This window comes from Rugosimonospora africana, assembly GCF_016862975.1.
Taxonomy (GTDB): domain Bacteria; phylum Actinomycetota; class Actinomycetes; order Mycobacteriales; family Micromonosporaceae; genus Rugosimonospora; species Rugosimonospora africana.
Genome location: NZ_BONZ01000067.1, coordinates 1 through 19,717, shown reverse-complemented (window position 1 = coordinate 19,717; position 19,717 = coordinate 1). Strand labels below are relative to the sequence as shown.

Below are 19,717 nucleotides of genomic sequence, written 5' to 3'. Positions count from 1 at the left end.
CACCGGTGAGCCCGCGCGGGTGGGCCGCGCCGGTCAGTGCGCGCCGGTCGGCCGCGCCGGTCAGTGCGGCGCGTTCGCCGAGCCGCGGACGTCCACTCCGCTGGACGGCGGCGAGGTGCACCGGGCGCCGGTGTTGGGGTTCGCGTTCGGTGACGTGACCAGCCCGTTGCGGTACTGGGTGCCTCCGTACCCGGCGGTGCACGGCAGCGGATCGAAGAAGGTCAGTACCATCCCGAACGCGGCACCGGACGGCCCGATGGCTGTCGACCCCGCCGCCACCGCGGCCGGGAGGGTCACCAGTGTCTGCTCGATGCCGTCCTGGCGCACCAGCGCGACATCGGAAGTGGTCAGCAGGTTGCTCAGCAGAGCTCCTAGGGCCGGGTCGGTGTCCCGCAGCAGTCCGGTGATCTGGTCGGCCGCCTCGGGTGCGGCGGCCAGCAGCCGGCGCAGGTCCGGGTCCGAGCCGGCCAACTGGGCGGCCAGCAGGTTCAGGTCGTGGCTGAACGACTCCAGCGCGTCGCTCTCGTCGCGCTGGCTTGTCAGCACGACCTGACCGTTGTCGATGAGTGTGGTGGTGGGACCGATGTCGTTGCTCGCCGCGTTGGCCAGACTGCTGCTGGTGTCCAGCAGGATCTGCAGATCCTGGCCCCGGCCGGCGAACGCGGTGTCGAGCTCGTCGACCACGGTACGCAGCGACTGCTGCGGTACCGAGTTGGCCAGACCGTCCACAGTGGTCAGTAGGCCGGTGACCGGCAGCGGGGTCTGGGTGTTCGCCCGCTCGATGTGTGCGCCCTCGGCCAGGTACGTCCCGTTGTCCGACTGCGGGCGAAGGTCGAGGTACTCCTCGCCGACCGCCGAACGGTTCGCCACCACCGCCCGCACGTCCGACGGGATGCGTGGCGCCGAGTCGTCGATCCGCGCGTCGACCTCGACGCCGTCGCCGGTCAGCCGCATGGCGCCGACCCGGCCCACTGTCACGCCCCGGTAGGTGACCTCGGCGTTGGTGAAGATGCCGCCGCCTTCGCGCAGTTCGACGTGTACCACGTAGTAGCCGCGCAGGCCGACGTACCGGCCGAGGTCGGCGTACCGGACCGCGATGAAGGCGATGACGAGCACCCCGATGACGGCGAACGCCACGAGCCTCAGCCTGGTCATACCGGTGAGCATCGGCAATCACCCTTCCGGGGACACTGAGTCGGGCACTCCGGCGGAAGACAACGAGCCCGCGGAGGGGCTGGCGGGCGCACCGGACCCGGACGGCGAGTCCGAGGGGGAGCCGGGCGGTGCTCCCGGTGCCGAGCCCGTGGGGGACCCGGGTACCGACGATCCGGGGGCCGACGACCCGGGGGCCGACGACCCGGGTGCCGAGCCCGGCGCCGTGGGTGACGTCGCCGGGGCGCCCGCCGTCGGGCTCACCGGCGGCAGCGGCAGCGGCGGGGGAACGCTCGGGCTGGCAGCGCCGGAGGGCGTGCCGCCTTGTACGCCGGCCGTCGCGCCGCTGGGATTCAGCAGAGCGTCGGGTACCAGCGGCGCGACGATCTGGGTACCCGGGATCGCCGACACGGACAGGTACACGTTGAGGTAGTCGCCCTTGATGTCGTCGAGTACCGCGTCACTGAACGGGTACGTCAGCAGCACCTGCAGCGCCTGCGGCAGCGCCTGCCCGGCGTTGGCGAGCTGGCGCAGGATCGGGGCCAGCGACTGGAGGTCGGCGACGAAGTCGTCCTTGCTGCGGTTGATGACGTCCACCGCCACACCGGAGAGCCGGTCTAGCGACTGCAGCATGGTGACCAGCTGCTCCCGCTGCTGATTCAGCACCGCCAGGCCGGGGGCGAGGCTGTCCAGCACGGTACCGATCTGCTGATCCCGGGCGGCCAGCGTGGCCGAGAGCCGGTTGAGCGCGTCCAGCGCGGCGGTGATGTCGCTCCGGTGCGCGTCGAGGTTCGACGCCAGCGTCTGGATCTGCTGCAGCATCGAGTGGATCTGCGGCTCGTTGCCGCTCATCGCGTCGTTCAGCTGGGTGGTGATGGTGTGCAGTTGGTCGATGCCGCCGCCGTTGAGCAGCAGGGACAGCGCGCCGAGGACCTCCTCGACCTCGGGGTTGCGGTTTGTCCTGGCCAGCGGGATCTCGTCGCCGTTGCTCAGCGTGCCGCTCGCGCCGTCGGGCGCGATCAGCTGAACGTACTTCTCGCCCAGCAGGCTGGACAGCTCCAGGTGCGCCTCGGCGTTCGCGGGCAGGTGCACGTCGCCGTTGACGAGCATGGTGACGCGGGCGGTCCAGCCGCCGGCCGGCAGGTCGATCTTCTCGACCCGGCCGACCGCCACGTCGTTGACCTTCACGGCGGCCTGCGGTACCAGATCGAGCACGTCGGCGAAGTCGGCCACCACCCGGTACGGGTGGCCGCCCAGGTCCGCGCCGCCGGGCAGCGGCAGGTTGTACGCCCCGGCGAAGTCGCCGGAACCGCACCCGGCGACGGCCGCGGCCAGCAGGACGGTCGCGCACGCCGCCACCCCGCGCACCCCCGCCACACGCGCTCCTGCCACGTGCGCCGGCCGGTCCGCCGCCCGCCGGCGCATCACTGTCCCGCCTTCGTCGTCTGTACCGGACCGGCCGCCGGCAGCGGCAGCGCCGGCGCCGCGACGGCGCTCGTGGTCGCCGAGCCGCCCATGCTCAGTTCGTTGAGGTCGGCCCGTCCGTCGAAGGTCGAGATGCTCGGGTCGTACGCGCCGAGCAGGTTGGTGACGGCCAGCGGGATGTCGTCGAGGGCCTCCTGCAGCGACGCCTTCTCCTTCACCAGGATCTGCGTGATCGAGGCGAGTTTGTCCACATTGGACTTGATGCGGTCGCGGTTGTCGTGGATGAAGTCGGCGATCTGACCCAGCGCGGTGGCCAGTTGGTCCAGCGCGGCGGCGAGGCTGTGCCGGTCGTCGGCGAGGAACCCGGCCACCTGCGACAGCTGCTGTTCGGCCTGCCGTACCTGGGCGTCGTTGTCCTTGAGCATCGTGGTGAACTGCGCGAGGTTGTCGACGGTACCGACGAGGTCCTGTTCCGAGCCGGACAGGGTACGGGTGGCCGCGCCCAGCTGCGCGATCAGGTTGCCCAGATCCCGGCCGTTGCCGTCGAGGTTGGCCGCGCCGGTGTTGAGCACGTCGGAGAGCGCGCCGTTGGCGTTGGCGCCGTTCGGGCCGAGTGCCGACGCGAGCTGGTCGAGGCTCTGGTACAGCTGGTCCAGCTCGACCGGGGTGGCGGTGCGGCTGATCGGAATGACGGCGTGGTCGGCCAGTCGGGCGCCGCCGGTGTAGGGCGGGGACAGCTGCACGTACCGGTCGCTGACCACGCTCGAGGCCACCACCGCGGCCAGGGCGCCAGCCGGAATCCGGATGCCCCGGTGAATGGTCATGTCGACCCGGACCTGGCCGGGCTGCGGGTGTACCGCGTCGATGCGCCCGACCACCACCCCGAGCACCCGGACATCGGAACCGGCGTAGACGCCGACCGCCTCTGGGAACTCGGCGCTGACCCGGGTGGTACCCGCGTCCCGCCAGGCCCAGTACAGCCCTCCCGCGGTCGCGAGCAGAAGGGCCGCGGCGGCCGCGGCGAGCTTGCTTGTCGTCGCCCGGGTCATTTCCCGCTCCCTGGCTTCGGTGGGATGCAGCCGGTCGGCGGCCCGGCGCCCGGTGGCAGGTACGAGTTGGGAACCAGGCCGCACAGGTAGCTGTCGAACCAGCGGCCGTTGCCCACAGTATTGCCGACCAGCCGGTAGTACGGGCCGGCCAGCGCCAGCGCCTTGGTGAGGTTGTCCTGGTTGCGCTGCAGGACGCTGGTCACCGTGTCCAGCGCGGTCAGGGTCGGGCCGAGCTGCGCGGTGTTGTCGGCGACCAGTCCGGATATCTGGGTGGCCAGTTGCTGGGTACCGGACAGCAGCGCGCCGATCGCGTCGCGCCGGGACTGGATCTCGGCCAGCAGCAGGTTGCCGTCCCGCAACAGCGCCTGGAACTGGCTGTTCTCGCCCGACAGCTGGCCGGTGACCTGCTTCGTCGCGGCGAGCAGCTGGGCCAGCTGGGCGTCGCGCGAGGAGATGGTCTGCGACAGCGAGGACAAGCCCTGCAGCATCGAGCGCATCTCCGGCGGCGTATCGCGGAAGGTCTGCGCGATCGCCTCGAAGCCCTGTGCCAGCGTACTGGTGTCGATCTGCCCGATCGTGGAGGAGAGCTGATCGAACGCCTCGGTGACGTCGAGCGGCGACGTGGTCCGGCCGAGCGGAATCACCCGAGCGGGCCGCTGGTCGTCGTCACCCAGCGGGTTCACCGCGAGGTACTTGTCACCGAGCAGCGTCTTTATCTTGATGGCGACCGTACTGGCATCGCCGATCCAGGTGTGCTTGACCCGGAAGCGTACCTTCACATGCGCTCCGGCCAGCGATACCTCGGTCACCTTGCCCACCTTGACCCCGGCGACCCGCACCTCGTTGCCCGGCTTGAGGCCGGCCGCCTCGGTGAAGTCCGCGGTGTACGCGGTGCCGCCGCCGATGACCGGCAGGTTGTCCGCGTTGAGCGCGAGCACCACGATGCCGGCCAGCAGGATCAGGCCGAGGACGCCGATGACCGCGGGATTGCGCAGGAACCTTCTCACCCCGGGCACCTCCTCATCGCTGGCACCCCCTCATCCCGCCCCCGTCTCATCCCTGGCACCTCGCTCCGGTGTCGACCACGCCGATCGGCGGGGCGAGGGGCGGGCCGCCGATCACACCGACCGGGCCGACCGTGGCCGTGCACAGGTAGAAGTTCAGCCACGAGCCGTAGGACGCCAGGGTCGTGATGTCGTTCAGCTTCAGCGGCAGCAGCTTCAGGAACTGGTCCAGCGCTGGCTGCGCGTCGGCGAGGTTGGTGGACACGTCGCCGAGCGAGTCGATGTCCTGGCTCAGCGGGCCGCGTGCGTCCTGGAGCAGGCCGGCGGTGCTGGTGGTCAGCGTGGACATGGCGGAGATGGCGTCGCCGATCGGCTTGCGGTCGTCGGCCAGCCCGGACACCAGCTCCTGAAGGGTGGTCACCATGCCGGACAGCTCGTCGCCGCGCGAGTTGACGGTGGTGAGTACCGCGTTGAGGTTGTCGATCAGCTGACCGATCACCTCGTCTTTCGCGGCGAGCGTGGTGGTCAGCGACGCGGTGTGCGAGACCAGGCTGTCCACCGTCGTGTCCTCGCCCTGGAACACCTGCACGATCTCGGTGGACAGCTGGTTCACGTCGTTCGGCGACAGTGCCTGGAACAGCGGTTGGAATCCGTTGAACAGTTCGGTGAGGTCCAGCGCCGGGGTGGTGCGTGACAGCGGGATGGTGTGATCGGGCGCCAGCGTGGCGTTCACCGGGCCGACCCCCTGGCCGAGGGCGATGTACCGCTGGCCGACCAGGTTGCGGTACTTGATGGTGGCGGTGACCGAGGCGGGTAGCCGGCGGCCCCGCTCCACGGAGAAGCGGACCTCGGCGTAGCGCCGCCGGATCACCTGGATGCCGGTGACCTGGCCGACCCGTACCCCGGCGATACGGACGTCGTCGCCCGGGTTCAGCCCGGTCACGTCGGTGAACTCCGCCCGGTACCCGGTCGTGTCGCCCACGCCGGCGTTCGCGATGGTCAGCCCGAGCACGGCGGTCGCGAGGACCGTGACGATGACGAAGATGATTCCCTTCGTCAGCGGTCCGGCGATGCTCTTGCGCCTCATGGTGCCAGCGTCACCTCCTTGCCACGCAGCAGCGGACCGACCAGCAGGCTGCTCCACGAGGGCAACTGCGCCGGCGGGATGTTCAGCGACGCGGCGAGCAATTCGTTGACGTACTCGCTCTCCTGCGGCGTGTTCGCGATGCTGTCCGTGGCCACCACATCCACTGTGGACGGTGAGGCGTTCGCCGCCGGGGCGGTGCCAGACACCAGCGTCGGGGCGTACGGAGTCGGGTAGCAGTGCGGTCCGCCGGTCGCGTCGTACCGGGGTGTGTCCCTGCCCGGCTGGTAGGCGCCCCGGGACTGGGCCACCCGGAGCGTCACGTGCAGCCCGTGCTCGCTGGTGCCCTTTCCCAGCGCCTTGTCCACGTCCGGTACGAAGTCCGACAGCTGTTGCAGCACGCACGGGAACTCGGGCGCGTACTCGGCCAGCAGCGCGAGCGTCGGCCGGCTGTGGCCGGACAGCGCGATGATGGTGTCCCGGTTGTCGGACAGGAAGCCGGTCAGGTCGGTCGACGCTGTGGTGACGGTCTGGAACACCTGGCGCAGTTGGTCCTGCTCGTCGACCAGGGTCCTGCTGGTCACCGTGAAATCGTTCAACGCGCCGACGAGGTCGGGCGCGGCTCGGTCGTAGCTGTTCGCGACCGCCACCAGTTGGCTGATGTCGTCGTCCAGGCGCGGCAGCTCCGGGTTCAGCTGCCGCAGGTACGTGTCGATATCGGCGAGCGTCGTGCCCAGCTCGGTGCCCCGGCCCTTCAGCGCCTGCGAGATCGCGGTCAGCGTGACCGACAACTTCTGCGGCTGTACCGCCTGCAGCATCGGCAACAGATCGGCCAGCACCTTCTCCAGTTCGATCGCGTCGGCCGAGCGGTCCTGGCTGATCGTCGAGTGGTCGGCGAGCGGGCGGGGTGACGGAGCCGCCGGCGGGATCAGCGCCACGTAGCGTTCGCCGAACAGCGTGGTGGGCAGCAGTTGCGCGGTGACGTTGTCCGGCAGCAGGTGCAGTTGGCCCGGCTGGATCGCCAGTTGCAGGCGGGCGCCGTCGCCGTACGAGGTGATCCGGCGTACCGAGCCGATCTCCACACCGCGTACCTTCACCTCCGCCCCGGGCAGCATCTCGTTGCCGGCGCTGTCGGTCTCGAGGGTGACCATCGCGACCGGGACGAACCGCTTGTCGTACACCGCGACCGACAGCCACACCAGCAGGCCGAGCGCGGCGAGGAAGGCGAGCCCGGCCAGGCGGCGGCGCAGCTTGACCATCAGCCGGCCACCTTCACCGTCGTCGTCGCGCCCCAGATCGCCAGGCTGAGCAGGAAGTCCACGACGCTGATGAGAACGATCGCGGTACGCACGGCACGACCGACCGCGACGCCGACGCCGGCCGGCCCGCCGGTGGCCCGGTACCCGTAGTAGCAGTGGGTGAGGATCACCATGGCGCTGAAGATGAGCACCTTGGCGATCGACCAGAGCACGTCCACCGGTGCGAGGAACAGCCCGAAGTAGTGGTCGTAGGTGCCGGCTGACTGTCCATTGTAGAGCACTGTCACCTCGCGGGCGGCGAGGTACGCGCTGAGCAGGCCGATGCCGTACAGCGGCAGGATGGCCACGATGCCCGCGACGATCCGGGTGGTGACCAGGTACGGCAGGCTGGGTACCGCCATCACCTCCAGCGCGTCGACCTCCTCGGAGATGCGCATCGCGCCGAGCTGCGCGGTGAACCCGGCGCCCACCGTGGCCGACAGCGCTAGGCCGGCGACCAGCGGGGCGATCTCCCGGGTGTTGAAGTACGCCGACACGAAACCGGTGAACGCGGATGTGCCGATCTGGTCGAGTGCGGCGTACCCCTGCAGGCCGACGACGGTACCCACGAACAGCGTCATCGCGATCATCACGCCGACGGTGCCGCCGATGACGCCGAGGCCGCCGCTGCCGAAGCTCACCTCGGACAGCAGCCGCAGGATCTCCCTGGTGTACCGGCGCATTGCCCGCGGTACCCACATCAACGCGCGCAGGTAGAACGTCACCTGATCGCCGAGGACGTCGAGCCAGCCCAGCGAGCGGTCCAGCCGGTTCGGGTTGGTGGAGCGCGCCGCGTCGTCGGCCATCAGCGGGTTGTCGGCCATCACCGAGTTGTCGCCCATCACTGCCCCTTCGCCGGCACGATCTGGAGGTAGATCGCGGTCAGTACCAGGTTGACGAAGAACAGCAGCAGGAACGCGATGACCACGGACTGGTTCACCGCGTCGCCCACCCCCTTCGGCCCGCCTTTGGCGGAAAGGCCGCGGTGCGCGGCGACCACGCCGGCGATGAACCCGAAGATCAGTGCCTTGATCTCGCTGATCCACAGATCGGGCAGGTGCGCGAGCGCCGAGAAGCTGGCCAGGTAGGCGCCCGGCGTGCCGCCCTGCATGATGACGTTGAAGTAGTAGCCGCCCATCACGCCGACCACCGACACCATGCCGTTGAGAAGTACGGCGACGCCCATCGCGCCGAGTACCCGGGGCACGATCAGCCGCTGTACCGGCGACACGCCCATGACCCGCATCGCGTCGATCTCCTCGCGCACAGTGCGGGCTCCGATGTCGGCGCAGATCGCCGAGCCGGCCGCCCCGGACACCAGCAGCGCGGTGATGAGCGGGCTGGCCTGCTGCACCACGGCCAGCACGCTGGCCGCCCCGGTGAACGACTCGGCGCCCAACTGGCGGGTCAGCGAGCCGACCTGCAGAGCGATGACGGCACCGAACGGCACGGACACCAACGCGGTCGGCAGGATCGTCACGCTGGCGATGAACCAGAACTGCTCGATGAGTTCGCGTACCTGGAACGGGCGGCGGAACGTCTTGGCCACCACGCTGGCGGCCAGCGAGAAGAGGCTGCCGGTCTGGCGCAGCGCGCCGATGCCGGGTACGGCCGTGTCCGCGCTCATGACCCACCCGCGCTCATGACTCGCCTGCTCGGATGGCGTCGCGCCGGTAGATGCCGTAGCGGGCCCGGTCGGCATCGGTGAGGCCAGCGAGGATGCCGGCCTGCGCGGCCCGGGGGAGCAGGTGCAGGTCCCGCATCACCCGGTCCATCCGCCGGTTGACCGCCTGCCGTTCGGGCAGGCCGGGTGTCGGGGTGAGTTGAGGCGGGATGCCCGCCCGATCGCCGCCCGCCCGATCCCCGCCCGCCCGAGCCCCGCGGCCCGGCCCATCGCCGATGCCCGCCCGATCCCCGGGGCCCGGCCCATCGCCGATGCCCGGCCGGTCCCCGATGCGCGCAGGATCGCCACCAGCCCGATCCTCGCCCGCCCGATCGCCGATGCCTCCGGCACCGGTGAGTTCCAGCTCCACCGTCGCGTCGTCCTTCTCCTCGGCCATGCCGATCGGGCCTTCCCGCCGGCCGCCGAGGAACTGGGCCACCGCCGGCTCGTCGCTGGTGAGCAACACCTCGCGGGGGCCGAACGTGACCAGGTTGCGGCGGAAGAGCATGCCGATGTTGTCGGGTACCGTGCGGGCCATCTGAATGTTGTGGGTGACGATGAGGATGGTCGCGTCGATCTGTGCGTTCAGGTCGATGAGCAGTTGCGAGATGTACGCGGTGCGCACCGGGTCCAGCCCGGAGTCGGGTTCGTCGACGAGGATGATCTGCGGGTCGAGGACCAGGGCGCGGGCCAGGCCGGCGCGCTTGCGCATGCCGCCGGAGATCTCACCGGGCAGCTTGGGCCCGTCACCGGCCAACCCGACCATCGCCATCTTCTCCTCGACGATGCGCCGGACGTCCCGCTCGCCGAGCCGGGTGTGTTCGCGCAGCGGGAAGGCGACGTTGTCGTACAGGCTCATCGAGCCGAACAGCGCGCCGTCCTGGAACATCACACCCATCAGCCGGCGCGTGCGGTAGAGCTGCTTCTCCCGGCAGGAGGCGATGTCCACGCCGTCGATGAGCACCCGGCCGCGATCGGGTCGCACCAGGCCGACGAGCGACTTGAGAAAGACCGTCTTGCCGGTGCCCGAGGGGCCGAGCATGACGGACACCTCACCGGCCGGCAGGGTGAGACTGACGTCGCGCCACACCTGCTGGCGCCCGAAGGATTTCGTCAGTCCCTCGACCACGACTTCGATGCCCATGGAGTCTCCTGTCGTATGCGCGACGACGACCACCGCATGGCGAAACCGGGAGCCTCCCACATGATTGCTACTGGCTGGTACGTTAACGCGCCGGCAACACGGCGCACAAGAAACGGGTTGAACGCCCCTCCGAATTTGTCAAAGACCGATGAACGCGGGTTTTCGGCTTAGCAGTTTTCGATAAAGTCACCGTCACGGCGATCAAGGTAGTCGCTCGGCCGACCGAGACCGTCCACAATGGATGCCCCGCTGTCCGGATGTCACGGTGTCCGGATGCAGCGCTGTCTGGGTGCGGCGCTGTCCGGGGTGTCACGGTGTGTTCAGACGTCAGGGTGTCTGGAGGCCACGGTGTCTGGAGGCCACGGTGTCTGGACTTCTGTCTACAGGTCACGGCGTCCGGGGGTCCGCGTCGTCGACCGGTGCGGCCGGTGGCCGGGGATCGCGGCCCATCGGCGGGTAGCCGAGGCGGGCGAGCATGCCATTGACGTGCGTCAGGAGCGCATCGGGGAGTTGGCCTGCGGGAAGCTCCGCACCGCAGCCGGGAGCGTCGGCCCCGGCCGGATCCGGTGCGCCCGCGCCCGCGCCGACCGGCTGTACCGACAGCGCGGGGTACCCACCGGTCAGGCCGAGGAAGTCACCGATGCCGGCCGCGGTCCGCTCGGTGTCGGCGAGCAGGTCTTCGTAGCGCAGCCGCAGGCAACTGTCCGGGTGAGCCTGCTCGAAGGCGAGCATGGAACCGGTGTGCCCGCCCCACCAGGCGCCGAGGGCGGCGACGGTGCTGCCCGGGTAGGCGGCGGTGAAAGGGGCGAACCCGGGGCCGGAGATCCCCCACGGGTTGGCCCGCAGCGCCGCGTAGACCACGTCCGGACAGGCGCGGTGAAGGCAGATGAACCGGGTGGCCGGAAACAGCCGAAGGAAGGTCTCCGCCGCACCGCGGTCGGCGGCGACCGTCTCGCACCAGCGCGGCCGGCCGGCGCGGGCGACGATCGCGGTGATCATCCCGGTGGCGAGCGCGCGGACCGAGCTGGTCGCCAGGGCCGAGAGCGAGCCGTCGGCGCGGCGTTCGGTCCGCCGCCATGCCGCGGCCGCCTGGTCGCAAGCCGCGAGCAGGCCGGTCGCGGAGGTGCACGCCAGCTCGGGCCGGTCACCGAGCAGGGTCCGCAGCCGGCGGGCCCCCGCGTGGGTATACGTCAGTACCACCACGGGAGCGGAACGCACCGCGCCGTTGGCGCCCTCCCGTGCCGCGCCGTTGGCGCTCTCCTGTGCCGCGCCGTTGGCGCTGTCGCGGGCCCTGCCGTTGGCGTCGGCGCGGGCCGCCGCCGCGCCGGCGGGCCACCGGGGCGCCGTCATGCTCCGGCAGCCGATCGGATCTCGGGGTGCCGGCCGCCGTCTGCGGCCGTCGCGGGGGTTACCTCCACTGCTCCTCCCTGAGGGGTGAGGCCGGGCCGTCGTGCCGTCCTGTGGGGATTCGCGTTCGTTGGGATTCGCGTCTCTCGGGATTCGAGGTCAGGGGCTGGTGATCTTGATTCTGGTGTCGAGGTTGTAGGTCGCCGCGACTGTCCGCTGCGCGGCGGCGATAGTGAGGACGGACGCGCAGGTGTTCGTTTCCGGGGGCACTGTCAGGACGTTCTTGTTCGCGCTGCCCTGCACCAGGGTCAGGACCGGACTCGCGGTCGCGTTCGGGTTGGCGTAGTTGACTCCGACACCGCCCTGGAGAGTGAACGCGCACTGGGTCGTTCCACCGCCCGCGACCGGGACGTTCGTGCCGCTCAGCCGGAGCACGAGATCGGTGAGCTTCCCGGTCGTGACGTCGGACGCGTACAGGTTGCCCGAGATGCCGGCGGCGTGCTGCTGCGCGACCGTCCAGGTGCTCCCGTCCGATCCCCGGCAGCCGCCGGCGGTGAGCTGCACCGTGCCGAGATCTCCCCGGGGCGGTCCCGTCGTGTCCGGGATGCTGCCGTCGAGGGCCGACTGCGGGCAGGTGACGGTCAGGAATCCGCCGTTCACGACGCTCACTCTGATCGTCAATGCCGGCGAGGTCATCGTCCCCCGGAAGTTGCCGCCGCCGGTGACGGTCCAGTAGGGCTCGAAGCTCGGCAGCCGGTCCGGCGTGCAGTTGCCGGTGTTGGTGCACAACGGGCTCAGGTACATCTTGACGTAGTTGTCGGCGCCCGAGATCGTCGCGGTCATCAGCGGGTCCAGGTCTTCGCCACCCCGGCCGACGCAGCCGGTGAACGGTGGGACGGTGGCGTACCCGGCGAGCGCGCCGCCGAGCGCGACGTGCGCGAAGAACGGCGTGGCACCCCCCGGCTCGCTGCCTCCCAGCAGTACGAGCATGTCGGGGTGGACCGGAGAGCCGGGGCTGGACAGGGGAGCGCTGCTGTGACAGTTGTCGCCCACGTCCAGCGGCACGCCGTTGACCAGGACGTGGTCGATCCGCATCGACGCCGAGGTGGTGGCGACGATGTGGTACGGGCCGTTGGAGGGATCCTTGGTGGCGTTGAGGTAGAGCACGCCCTTCAGCGGGTCCGGCCCGACCTGGGTGAGATGCGCCGTCGCGGTCACGGGTTGGAAGCCGAAGGTCAGGAACGTCGCCGTGGCCGGCGGGAACTCCCGTACCCCATCGTGATCCAGCTCCATCGTGTCCAGGGCGCAGGTGTAGGTCGTCGTCCCCACCCGCGCGGCGCCGGCCTGGTTGCCCTCGGTCGGACCGACGCTGTGGCCGAGCGCGGGCGTCGGGTATCCCAGCTCCAGCGCGCTGTCGAGCTTGGCCGCGTTGGCGAATCCCGCCAGGTAACCGCTGATCGGTGTCGGCGGCTGAACGATCCCCAGCCAGCTTTTCGGATCGGCGCACGCGGCGTACCCGGCGGTGTCGATCGAGTCGTAGAAACCCGGCACCGCTGCGGCCGGGGCGTCGACGCGAACCACGTCGGGTTGCCGCATCGAACCGCCGAGCGAGAGCGATGCCGCGGTGACGGCGGCCATCGCCGCCGCGCTGACGACGTGGCGCCGTCGCCGTCCGGTGGCCCTCATCCGTGCCGGCTCCCTGTCATGTGAGTTGGTGGATGCGGCGGCCTGCCGCACGGTACCGGTGTACCGCACGGCAGGCCCGCGTGAAAGTGGCCTACGGGTCGGTGATGGTCTGCTGCGGGTTGGTGTTGTACTTGGCCGCGAACCAGGCCGGCTCGCCCGCGCCGAACAGGCCCAGGCAGGACTTGCTGGGCGCGATGCTCGTGATGGCCAGTTGCGAGGCGTGGCTGGGATTGATCGTCAGGTTGTGGCTGCTGTTGTTGAACGAGCCCGGCAGCGAGCCGCCCCTGATCTCCATGTGGCAGTCGAATCCGTTGACTCCGCTGACACTCGCGCTGATCGCGCTGGTGGCCCCGTCGCCGATCCGGCCGGTGGTGACCGGAGCGGCGTAGCCGGTGGCGGACAGCGTGGTTGCCTTGTGCAGGTGGGCGACGACGCCGAAGCCGAGCAGACTGCACGGGCTGGCGGCGGTACCGAACTGTGCGTTGGTGATCGTGCCCAGCTGCACCGTGGTTCCGGTCCGGCCGTCTCCGGACAGGCTGCCGGACGCGGTGGCCGCGTTGACCGGACAGGTCAGGCTGATGCCGTTGGCGTTCAGGATCGCGGGGCTGACGTTCGTCGCCGTGTAGTGGCCGCCGGGGGTGATGTGCCACGTGCCGCCCGAGGCGAATGCCGGACCGGCGCCCACGCCCATGCCCGCTCCGGTGGCCACCGCCGCCGCGGCGCCGGTGAACGCGATGCTCGCGACTTTCTTGGCCTTACTCATGTTCCCTCCTTTTCAGGATCGATGGCCGAGAGTCGACTGGTGCCCGGGTTGGTGAACTCCCGAATGCCCGCTCATCCCGCCGTCGGCTTCGCGAGGGTCAGCGCGATGGTGTTGCCGGGTCCGGGGATTGTCAGATTGATCATGGGGGTGGCCAGCAGGCAGTTCTGGAACGGCGGAATCGTGTAGCTGCCCGCGAGTACGCCGCCGACCGGCGGGCTCCACCCGGGTTGCGAAGCCAACGTGATCGTCGCCGGGTACGCGCTCTGGCAGAACGGTCCCACCAGGACCGGCAACCCGGCCACAGTCAGGCTGGTGATTTTCAGGGTGACCTGGGCGGTGGCCGCGACCGCGCCGCCGACCTTCGCGACGGTACCGGTTGCCTGCCCGACCGGGATGAGTTCGGTGGTCGCCTTCACCGGGACGAATCCCAGCTCGGTGAACGAGCCGGTGGCCGGCGGCAGGCTGAGATCTGCCGTCATGGCCCCGGTGACCACGTCGACGGTCGTGCTCAGCGTGCCCGGGCCGAGCGCCAGGTCGCCATCCGGTGCCTGGAGGTGAGTGGTGCCCGTGACCGGGTAGTTGAGCGTGACCGTGACGGCCGCCGACGCGGCGCCGGAGTTGGCCAGCATCGCGCCGAGTGCCAGCACTCCGGCCGACGCGATCACCGCCAACCGGCGGATTCTTGTGCGGGACCTCGTCATGTGCGGTCTCCTCCTCCTCTGTGGTTCGGGGCGGTGGCCGCGGTCATCCGTTCGATGCCGGGGCCGGGGTTGCGTGCCGGCGGGCCTGCCGCCACGAGGTCAGCCCGAGCAGTTCGCCGAGCATGCCGATCCGGGCCTCGGCGGCGACCGGGCCGGCGTTGCCGCTCTCGCAGTACCGCAACTGGTTGTGGCGCAGCGCGACCGACAGGTTGGCCCGCCCGCCGAGGATCTGCTCCCACGTCTCGGCGGAGCCGATGACGTCCCACGCGGTGTCCGGCTCGTCGGCCTCTCCGTCGTGAATCGCATTGCCGTCGTGGATCGCCGCTCCGTCGTGGACTGCCGCTCCGTCGTGGATCGTCTCTCCGTCGTGGACATTGCCGCTCTGGATCGCGTTGCCGCCCTGGATCGCGTTGTTGCCCTGGATCCCGTTGTTGCCCTGGGTGGTCCCGTCGCTCTGGGCGCTCCCGCCGCGGGCCGCGCCGTGGTCGACGGGTCGGTCGTTGACCGAGGTCACGCTGGCCGTGGGGAGGCTGACCCGCCATCGAGCGGCCGGTCCGGACCCGGTGGGCGGGGTCGCGACAAGCATGAACGTGTCGGCCGAGCACGGCTCCCACCGCTTCGCGAAGTCCTCGCCGAGCTGGGCCAACGCGGCGAGAAGCCGGTCGGCGACGCCCGGATCGACCACCGCCGGGCCCGCTGTCGTTGTGCCTGCTGTCGTTGTGCCTGCTGTCGCCGTGCCTGCTGCCGCCTCGACCGCTGACTGTGTGTGGGCCGGTGGCTGTGACCTGACTGTCACCTGTGCGCTGGCCGTCTGTGCGCTGGCTGCCGGCTGTGTGTGGGCCGCTGGCTGTGCGGGGACCGGCTCGGCGTCCGGGGCCTGTGCGAGTTCCTGGCCCGGCATCGCGACCCGCAGGTCCGCCGGCCGTTCCGCGGTTCCCCAGGACCCGTCGACCGGAAGGTAGCCCAGTTGCTCACAGAGTTCGTTGAGCCGTTGCAGGGCCGGCGCCGCGATCAGTCCGACCGGCACCGTCCACCCTCGACCGACCGAGTCGGGCGTGATCCGGGAGGTGTGCCAGATCTTGTAGTCGGCCGGCCCGAAGCGTTCCCTCTCCGGCGCGAAGCACGCCTCCGCGATTCCCGGCACCGAGTCGACGCCGAGGAAACGGTAGGCGGCGTCCGCGGTGCCCTGCGGATCGGCCACCAGGTCCTCGTACCGGACCCGGTGGCAACGCTCCGGGTACTGCTCTTCGGCCGCCCGGATCACGGTCATGTTGTCGGCCCAGAACCGGGCCAGTGCCCACACCGCGTTCCCGGGTGTCTCCGCGATGTACGGGTCGAAGCCGTAGCCGTTGAGTCCCCACGGGCACGCCTCGATCCCGGAGGCGATCACGTCCATCGGATGCCGGTAGAGGCACAGGAATCGGGCCTGGGGCCAGATCCGGGTCAGCAGGTACGTGTAGCGCGCCGTGCCGAGGCTCTTGTCGCAGTACCGCTTCTTGCCGCGCCGGGCGAGGTAGGACCCGACCATCCGGTCCATCGTCTCCCGCACCCCGGCGATCGCCGCGTCCGGGATCTCCGGCGGCTCGTCGCCCCGGTTCGCCGACAGTGGCGCCCCCTCGATCAGCGACCACACCGTGGCCAGCTGCCCGCACAGCGTCGGCACGTTGGTCTCCGGCGGGCATGCCAGGTCCGGGTGCGCGTCCAGCAGGAACCGCAACAGCGTCGACCCCGACCGGCCGGCGCACAACACGAACACGGGATCCGGGGTGGAATGCGACCGGCCGGAACCGGGCGCGAGAAACCCGGGTACCGGCTGCGTGACAACGCCATCGGTCATAGGGATCGACCTCCTGCTCTCGGCCCGGACGTCGGGGGTCCGAGCCGCATCGAGTCACGGACTGGTGATGGTGATCGAGGCCGGGGCTGAGGTGGTGGTGGTCGTCGGGCCCGAACGCCGGTAGGTTACTGATGAGTATCAATGATCTACAAGGCGTACCGTCGAAAGAGGGCCTGGGGCCTTCGTTTCTTGTCAGTACTCGATGAACCGGCCGACCGCCGATTGTCAGTCAGCGAGCAATTCCGGTCCACCGGCCGCTCGGACAGCACCGGAATGATCGACTGTGCCCCGCCGATCGGGGCCGCGGCGTCGGCTACCTGGCTGTCGGCCGGTTTCTTGTCACTTCTGGATGAGCGGGATCGCCGTACCTTGTCACTTCCGGAGTAGGGGGAGCGGCGTCGGACGCCCGTTGGATGCGACCTTGGTTGCATTTACGGCAATCATTCCCTGAATAGTCTGGATCGAATGTTTCGCGCACTCGCTACTTTCGTTACGGTCAAGGTGTCGCGGATCACAGACGGACGTGAGACGGGGAGCTGACTTCGGTGACGCACACCCTCGATACGGGCCAGCGGTCCAGGGCGAATGGCCACACCAACCCGTTCGCGGCGGTTCCCCGGAATCTGGCCACCATCATGCGGATGGAGTTGCCGGATCTCGCCGCCGAGATCATTTCGGAGATCCGGACGACCATTCCGGAGTACGCCCGCCCGATGAACGGCCCGTACGGTCAGGCCATCCGCCTCGGCGTGGAGCAGGCGCTGACCGCCTTCGTCGACCAGGTGGCCAATCCCGGCGGGCCACACGACACCCGCGACGAGGTATGCCGGCGGCTCGGCCAGTACGAGGCTCACGAGGGTCGGAGCCTGGACAGCCTCCAGGCCGCGTACCGGATCGGTACCCGGGTCGCGTGGCACCGGGTGATGAAGGTGGCCCAGCAGTACAACCTGAGCCTGACGATCATCTCGCTGCTCGCCGACGCGCTCTTCGACTACATGGACGAACTGGCCGCGCTGTCCCGGCAGGGGTACATGGAGGCCCAGGCGCGCTCGGCCGACGTACTGGAGCACTGGCGGCGCCGGCTGCTGCGGCTCATCCTGGAGCGTCCCCCGGCGCCGTCCACCGCGATCGTCGAACTCGCCGGCCTTGCCTGCTGGCCGGTTCCCGACCAGGTGACGATGGTCGCCACCCGGCCACTGCCGTACGACAAGAGCCTGCTCGACACCGACGTGCTCGCCGAACTCGACGCGGTGGAACCGCACCTGCTGATTCCCGGACCACTGACCGAACAGCGCGCGGCGATGCTCGAAGTCGGGCTGGCCGGTTCGCGCATCGCGGTCGGACCGGCGGTGAGCCTGGCCTCCGCGGCCGAATCCCTGCGCTGGTCGCGCCAGGCGCTCGCACTCGCCGAGGACGGCCGCATCGAGGCCGGCAGGGTGGTGCTGTGCGAGGAACACCTCGTCGAGCTGCTGCTGCTGTCCGACACCGCGCTGGTCGACCAGATCGCCAAGCGGGAGCTGGGTGCGCTGGACGGGATGAGCGCGCACCGCCGGCAGCGGCTGACCGAGACACTGGCCGCCTGGCTGGACAGCCGCGGCTCGGCCGCGCGAATGGCCGAGAAGATGGCGATCCACCCGCAGACGGTCCGGTACCGGATGCGCCAGGTCGAGCAGGTCTTCGGCGACCAGCTAGAGGATCCCGAATCGCGATTCGCGCTGGACCTGGTGATGCGGGCCGGCCGGCTGCGTGAGCGCCCCACCCGTGCGGCCAACCGCAAGCGCAACTAGCGACTATCCACAGTGGAGCATCGAATGGATACCGCCTCTGTCGACGACGCCGACCAGCTCGGCTCGGCTCGTCTCGCGCCGCCCGACGATCCGGACCGGTCGCCGGCCTCGTCGGTGTCCTCGGCCGAGCGGTCGTCGGCCTTGTTGCCGGACCGGTCGTCGGCCTCGTCGGTCGAGGAGCCGCCGGCCCGGGCCGGGCGGGCGAATCTGTGGACGTTGCTGGCACTCGCCATGGTGGCCGCCGCCGTCGTGTCGACCGGCTGGTTCGGATGGTCGTGGTACGCGGCGGCGCACGACGACACGCTGACCTACTCGCGTACCCGGGACGACGTGCTGCGCGCCGGCGAGCAGGCCATCCAGAACCTGAACACCCTCGACTACCGCACCGCCCAGCAGGGCATCAAGGTCTGGCAGGACTCCACCACCGGCGACCTGCACAACCAGCTGGTCAGTGGCAGCGCGACCTTCCTCAGCCAGATCGCCGAGGCGAAGACGGTCACCGTGGCGAAGGTGCTCGACGGTGCGGTGACCGAACTCGACGAGCACGCCGGCAAGGCGAGCGTCATCGTCGCCGTGGACATCACCGTCACTCCGGCGAGCGGGCAACCGGCCGACAAGCGGGAGCGGCTCTCCGGGCAGCTGACCCGTACCGGCACGGGCTGGAAACTGTCCGCCGTCGGGCAGGTACCGGTGAGCGCGAGCTGAGAGGACCGCGAGCCGTGAGGACCGCGAGCCGTGAGGACCGCGAGCTGAGAGGACGCAGATAGATGCCGCCACCGACCCGTTACCGCCCTTCCCAGGCGCCGACGCCCCGGCGCGTCACCCGTCGCACGGGCGCCACGCGCCAGGGCGCGGAGCCGGAACGCCCGAGCACTGAGCCGGAACGCCGGAGCGCTGAGCGGGAACCCCGTCCGGCGGAACAGGCTGCCGCTTCTGCCACCGCTTCTGCCGACCCCGCTTCCGCAGTTTCCGCTTCCGCAGTCTCCGCCGGTTCTGCCGCGGCTTCCGCCTCCGCCGCCTCCGCCGAGCCTCGGATCAGCCGGCTGGGCGCACTGCGCGGCCGGCCGTGGAGCGTACCCGTCGCACTCGCCGTACTGGCCGTGCTCCTCGGCGGCTTCGCGGTCTGGTTCGCGGCCAACGCCCGGCACCTGCAGAACACCACGAGCGCCGCCAACACCGCGCTGACCGCGGGAGCCGACACCAGCGCGGTCAACGGCCAGGTGGCCAGCGCGGTCAACACCCTTTTCTCGTACGACTACAGCAACCTCGACAAGACCCAACAGGCGGCACACGGTCTGCTGGTCGGCAACGCCGTCTGCGAATACGACGCCTTGTTCCAGGTCGTCCGGCAGCAGGCACCGCAGCAGCACTTGGTGGTCACCGTGACGGTCACCAACAGCGGTGTCGAGGCGCTGACCGGAAACCGGGCCCGGGTGCTGGTGTTCGCGACACAGAGCAGCACCAGCGCGGTCACCAAGGCCACCTCGACGGCGGGTGCGATGTTCGCGGTCGACGCGGTACGCCAGGGTGGACGGTGGCGGATCGAGAACATCGACACCTTCACCGGTAACCAGTCCGGCTCAGCGTGCAAGTGACGCAGCTCCCTCTCGCGCAGCCCCCTCTCTCGCAGCCCCTTTCGCAGAGCCCCTTTCGCGTCAGGCGGCACCTCCACAGGTCCATACAACGTGGATGTGCTAGCTGAAACTGGAGTCCGGCAAAGTTGGTCGCCGAGTTATCCACAGGGCCCTTGCTACGGCTACGAAGTGTCGTAGGTCGT

Annotated in this window: 17 protein-coding genes; 3 read left to right on the top strand and 14 right to left on the bottom strand. The window is 70.1% G+C overall.

Translation table 11 applies throughout. The features are described from left to right. Positions 1-60 precede the first annotated feature (60 nt). The 14 genes from Raf01_RS32755 to Raf01_RS32690 form a co-directional block, all read right to left on the bottom strand. Complete coding sequence (locus Raf01_RS32755; protein ID WP_203921947.1) at positions 61-1,155, bottom strand: MCE family protein; 1,095 nt, start codon at positions 1,153-1,155, stop codon at positions 61-63. A gap of 18 nt (positions 1,156-1,173) precedes the next feature. Continuing rightward, complete coding sequence (locus Raf01_RS32750; RefSeq protein ID WP_239134128.1) at positions 1,174-2,529, bottom strand: MCE family protein; 1,356 nt, start codon at positions 2,527-2,529, stop codon at positions 1,174-1,176. Between the two features lie 47 nt (positions 2,530-2,576). Beyond that, positions 2,577-3,626 carry an MCE family protein gene (locus Raf01_RS32745; RefSeq protein WP_203921946.1) on the bottom strand — a complete coding sequence of 350 codons (1,050 nt, stop codon included), beginning with the start codon at positions 3,624-3,626 and terminating at the stop codon, positions 2,577-2,579. Continuing rightward, on the bottom strand, positions 3,623-4,633 hold the full coding sequence (locus Raf01_RS32740; protein ID WP_203921945.1) for an MCE family protein: 1,011 nt from the start codon (positions 4,631-4,633) through the stop codon (positions 3,623-3,625). Before Raf01_RS32740 ends, Raf01_RS32745 begins: the two co-directional genes overlap by 4 nt. A gap of 46 nt (positions 4,634-4,679) precedes the next feature. Next, the gene (locus Raf01_RS32735) at positions 4,680-5,717 is read right to left on the bottom strand and encodes an MCE family protein (protein WP_203921944.1); all 1,038 of its coding nucleotides are present in this window, start codon (positions 5,715-5,717) and stop codon (positions 4,680-4,682) included. Next, positions 5,714-6,973 carry an MCE family protein gene (locus Raf01_RS32730; RefSeq protein WP_203921943.1) on the bottom strand — a complete coding sequence of 420 codons (1,260 nt, stop codon included), beginning with the start codon at positions 6,971-6,973 and terminating at the stop codon, positions 5,714-5,716. Before Raf01_RS32730 ends, Raf01_RS32735 begins: the two co-directional genes overlap by 4 nt. Beyond that, positions 6,973-7,854 carry an MlaE family ABC transporter permease gene (locus tag Raf01_RS32725; RefSeq protein WP_275413102.1) on the bottom strand — a complete coding sequence of 294 codons (882 nt, stop codon included), beginning with the start codon at positions 7,852-7,854 and terminating at the stop codon, positions 6,973-6,975. The genes Raf01_RS32730 and Raf01_RS32725 overlap by 1 nt, the downstream gene beginning before the upstream one ends. Beyond that, positions 7,854-8,639: an MlaE family ABC transporter permease gene (locus Raf01_RS32720; protein WP_203921942.1), complete on the bottom strand. Its 786-nt coding sequence runs from the start codon at positions 8,637-8,639 to the stop codon at positions 7,854-7,856. The genes Raf01_RS32725 and Raf01_RS32720 overlap by 1 nt, the downstream gene beginning before the upstream one ends. A gap of 13 nt (positions 8,640-8,652) precedes the next feature. Then, on the bottom strand, positions 8,653-9,819 hold the full coding sequence (locus Raf01_RS32715; protein ID WP_239134127.1) for an ABC transporter ATP-binding protein: 1,167 nt from the start codon (positions 9,817-9,819) through the stop codon (positions 8,653-8,655). A 387-nt stretch (positions 9,820-10,206) separates the two neighbouring features. Further along, the gene (locus tag Raf01_RS32710) at positions 10,207-11,169 is read right to left on the bottom strand and encodes a sulfotransferase family protein (RefSeq protein WP_203921941.1); all 963 of its coding nucleotides are present in this window, start codon (positions 11,167-11,169) and stop codon (positions 10,207-10,209) included. 156 nt (positions 11,170-11,325) lie between these two features. Then, positions 11,326-12,852, bottom strand: a complete 1,527-nt coding sequence (locus Raf01_RS32705; protein WP_203921940.1) for a hypothetical protein — start codon at positions 12,850-12,852, stop codon at positions 11,326-11,328. Between the two features lie 91 nt (positions 12,853-12,943). Next, positions 12,944-13,615: a hypothetical protein gene (locus Raf01_RS32700; RefSeq protein ID WP_203921939.1), complete on the bottom strand. Its 672-nt coding sequence runs from the start codon at positions 13,613-13,615 to the stop codon at positions 12,944-12,946. A 71-nt stretch (positions 13,616-13,686) separates the two neighbouring features. After that, the gene (locus tag Raf01_RS32695; RefSeq protein WP_203921938.1) at positions 13,687-14,316 is read right to left on the bottom strand and encodes a hypothetical protein; all 630 of its coding nucleotides are present in this window, start codon (positions 14,314-14,316) and stop codon (positions 13,687-13,689) included. Positions 14,317-14,359: 43 nt separating this feature from the next. Beyond that, positions 14,360-16,153 carry a sulfotransferase family protein gene (locus Raf01_RS32690; RefSeq protein WP_203921937.1) on the bottom strand — a complete coding sequence of 598 codons (1,794 nt, stop codon included), beginning with the start codon at positions 16,151-16,153 and terminating at the stop codon, positions 14,360-14,362. 545 nt (positions 16,154-16,698) lie between these two features. On the opposite strand from Raf01_RS32690, the gene Raf01_RS32685 reads away from it, so the two are divergent. From Raf01_RS32685 to Raf01_RS32675, 3 genes are all read left to right on the top strand, one after another. Continuing rightward, positions 16,699-17,940, top strand: a complete 1,242-nt coding sequence (locus Raf01_RS32685) for a PucR family transcriptional regulator (protein WP_239134126.1) — start codon at positions 16,699-16,701, stop codon at positions 17,938-17,940. Positions 17,941-17,964: 24 nt separating this feature from the next. Beyond that, a complete protein-coding gene (locus tag Raf01_RS32680; RefSeq protein ID WP_239134125.1) occupies positions 17,965-18,645 on the top strand; it encodes an Rv1363c family protein in 681 nt (226 codons plus the stop codon). Positions 18,646-19,040: 395 nt separating this feature from the next. Then, positions 19,041-19,535, top strand: coding sequence for a nuclear transport factor 2 family protein (locus Raf01_RS32675; RefSeq protein WP_203921936.1), 495 nt, complete (start codon positions 19,041-19,043; stop codon positions 19,533-19,535). Positions 19,536-19,717 lie beyond the last annotated feature (182 nt).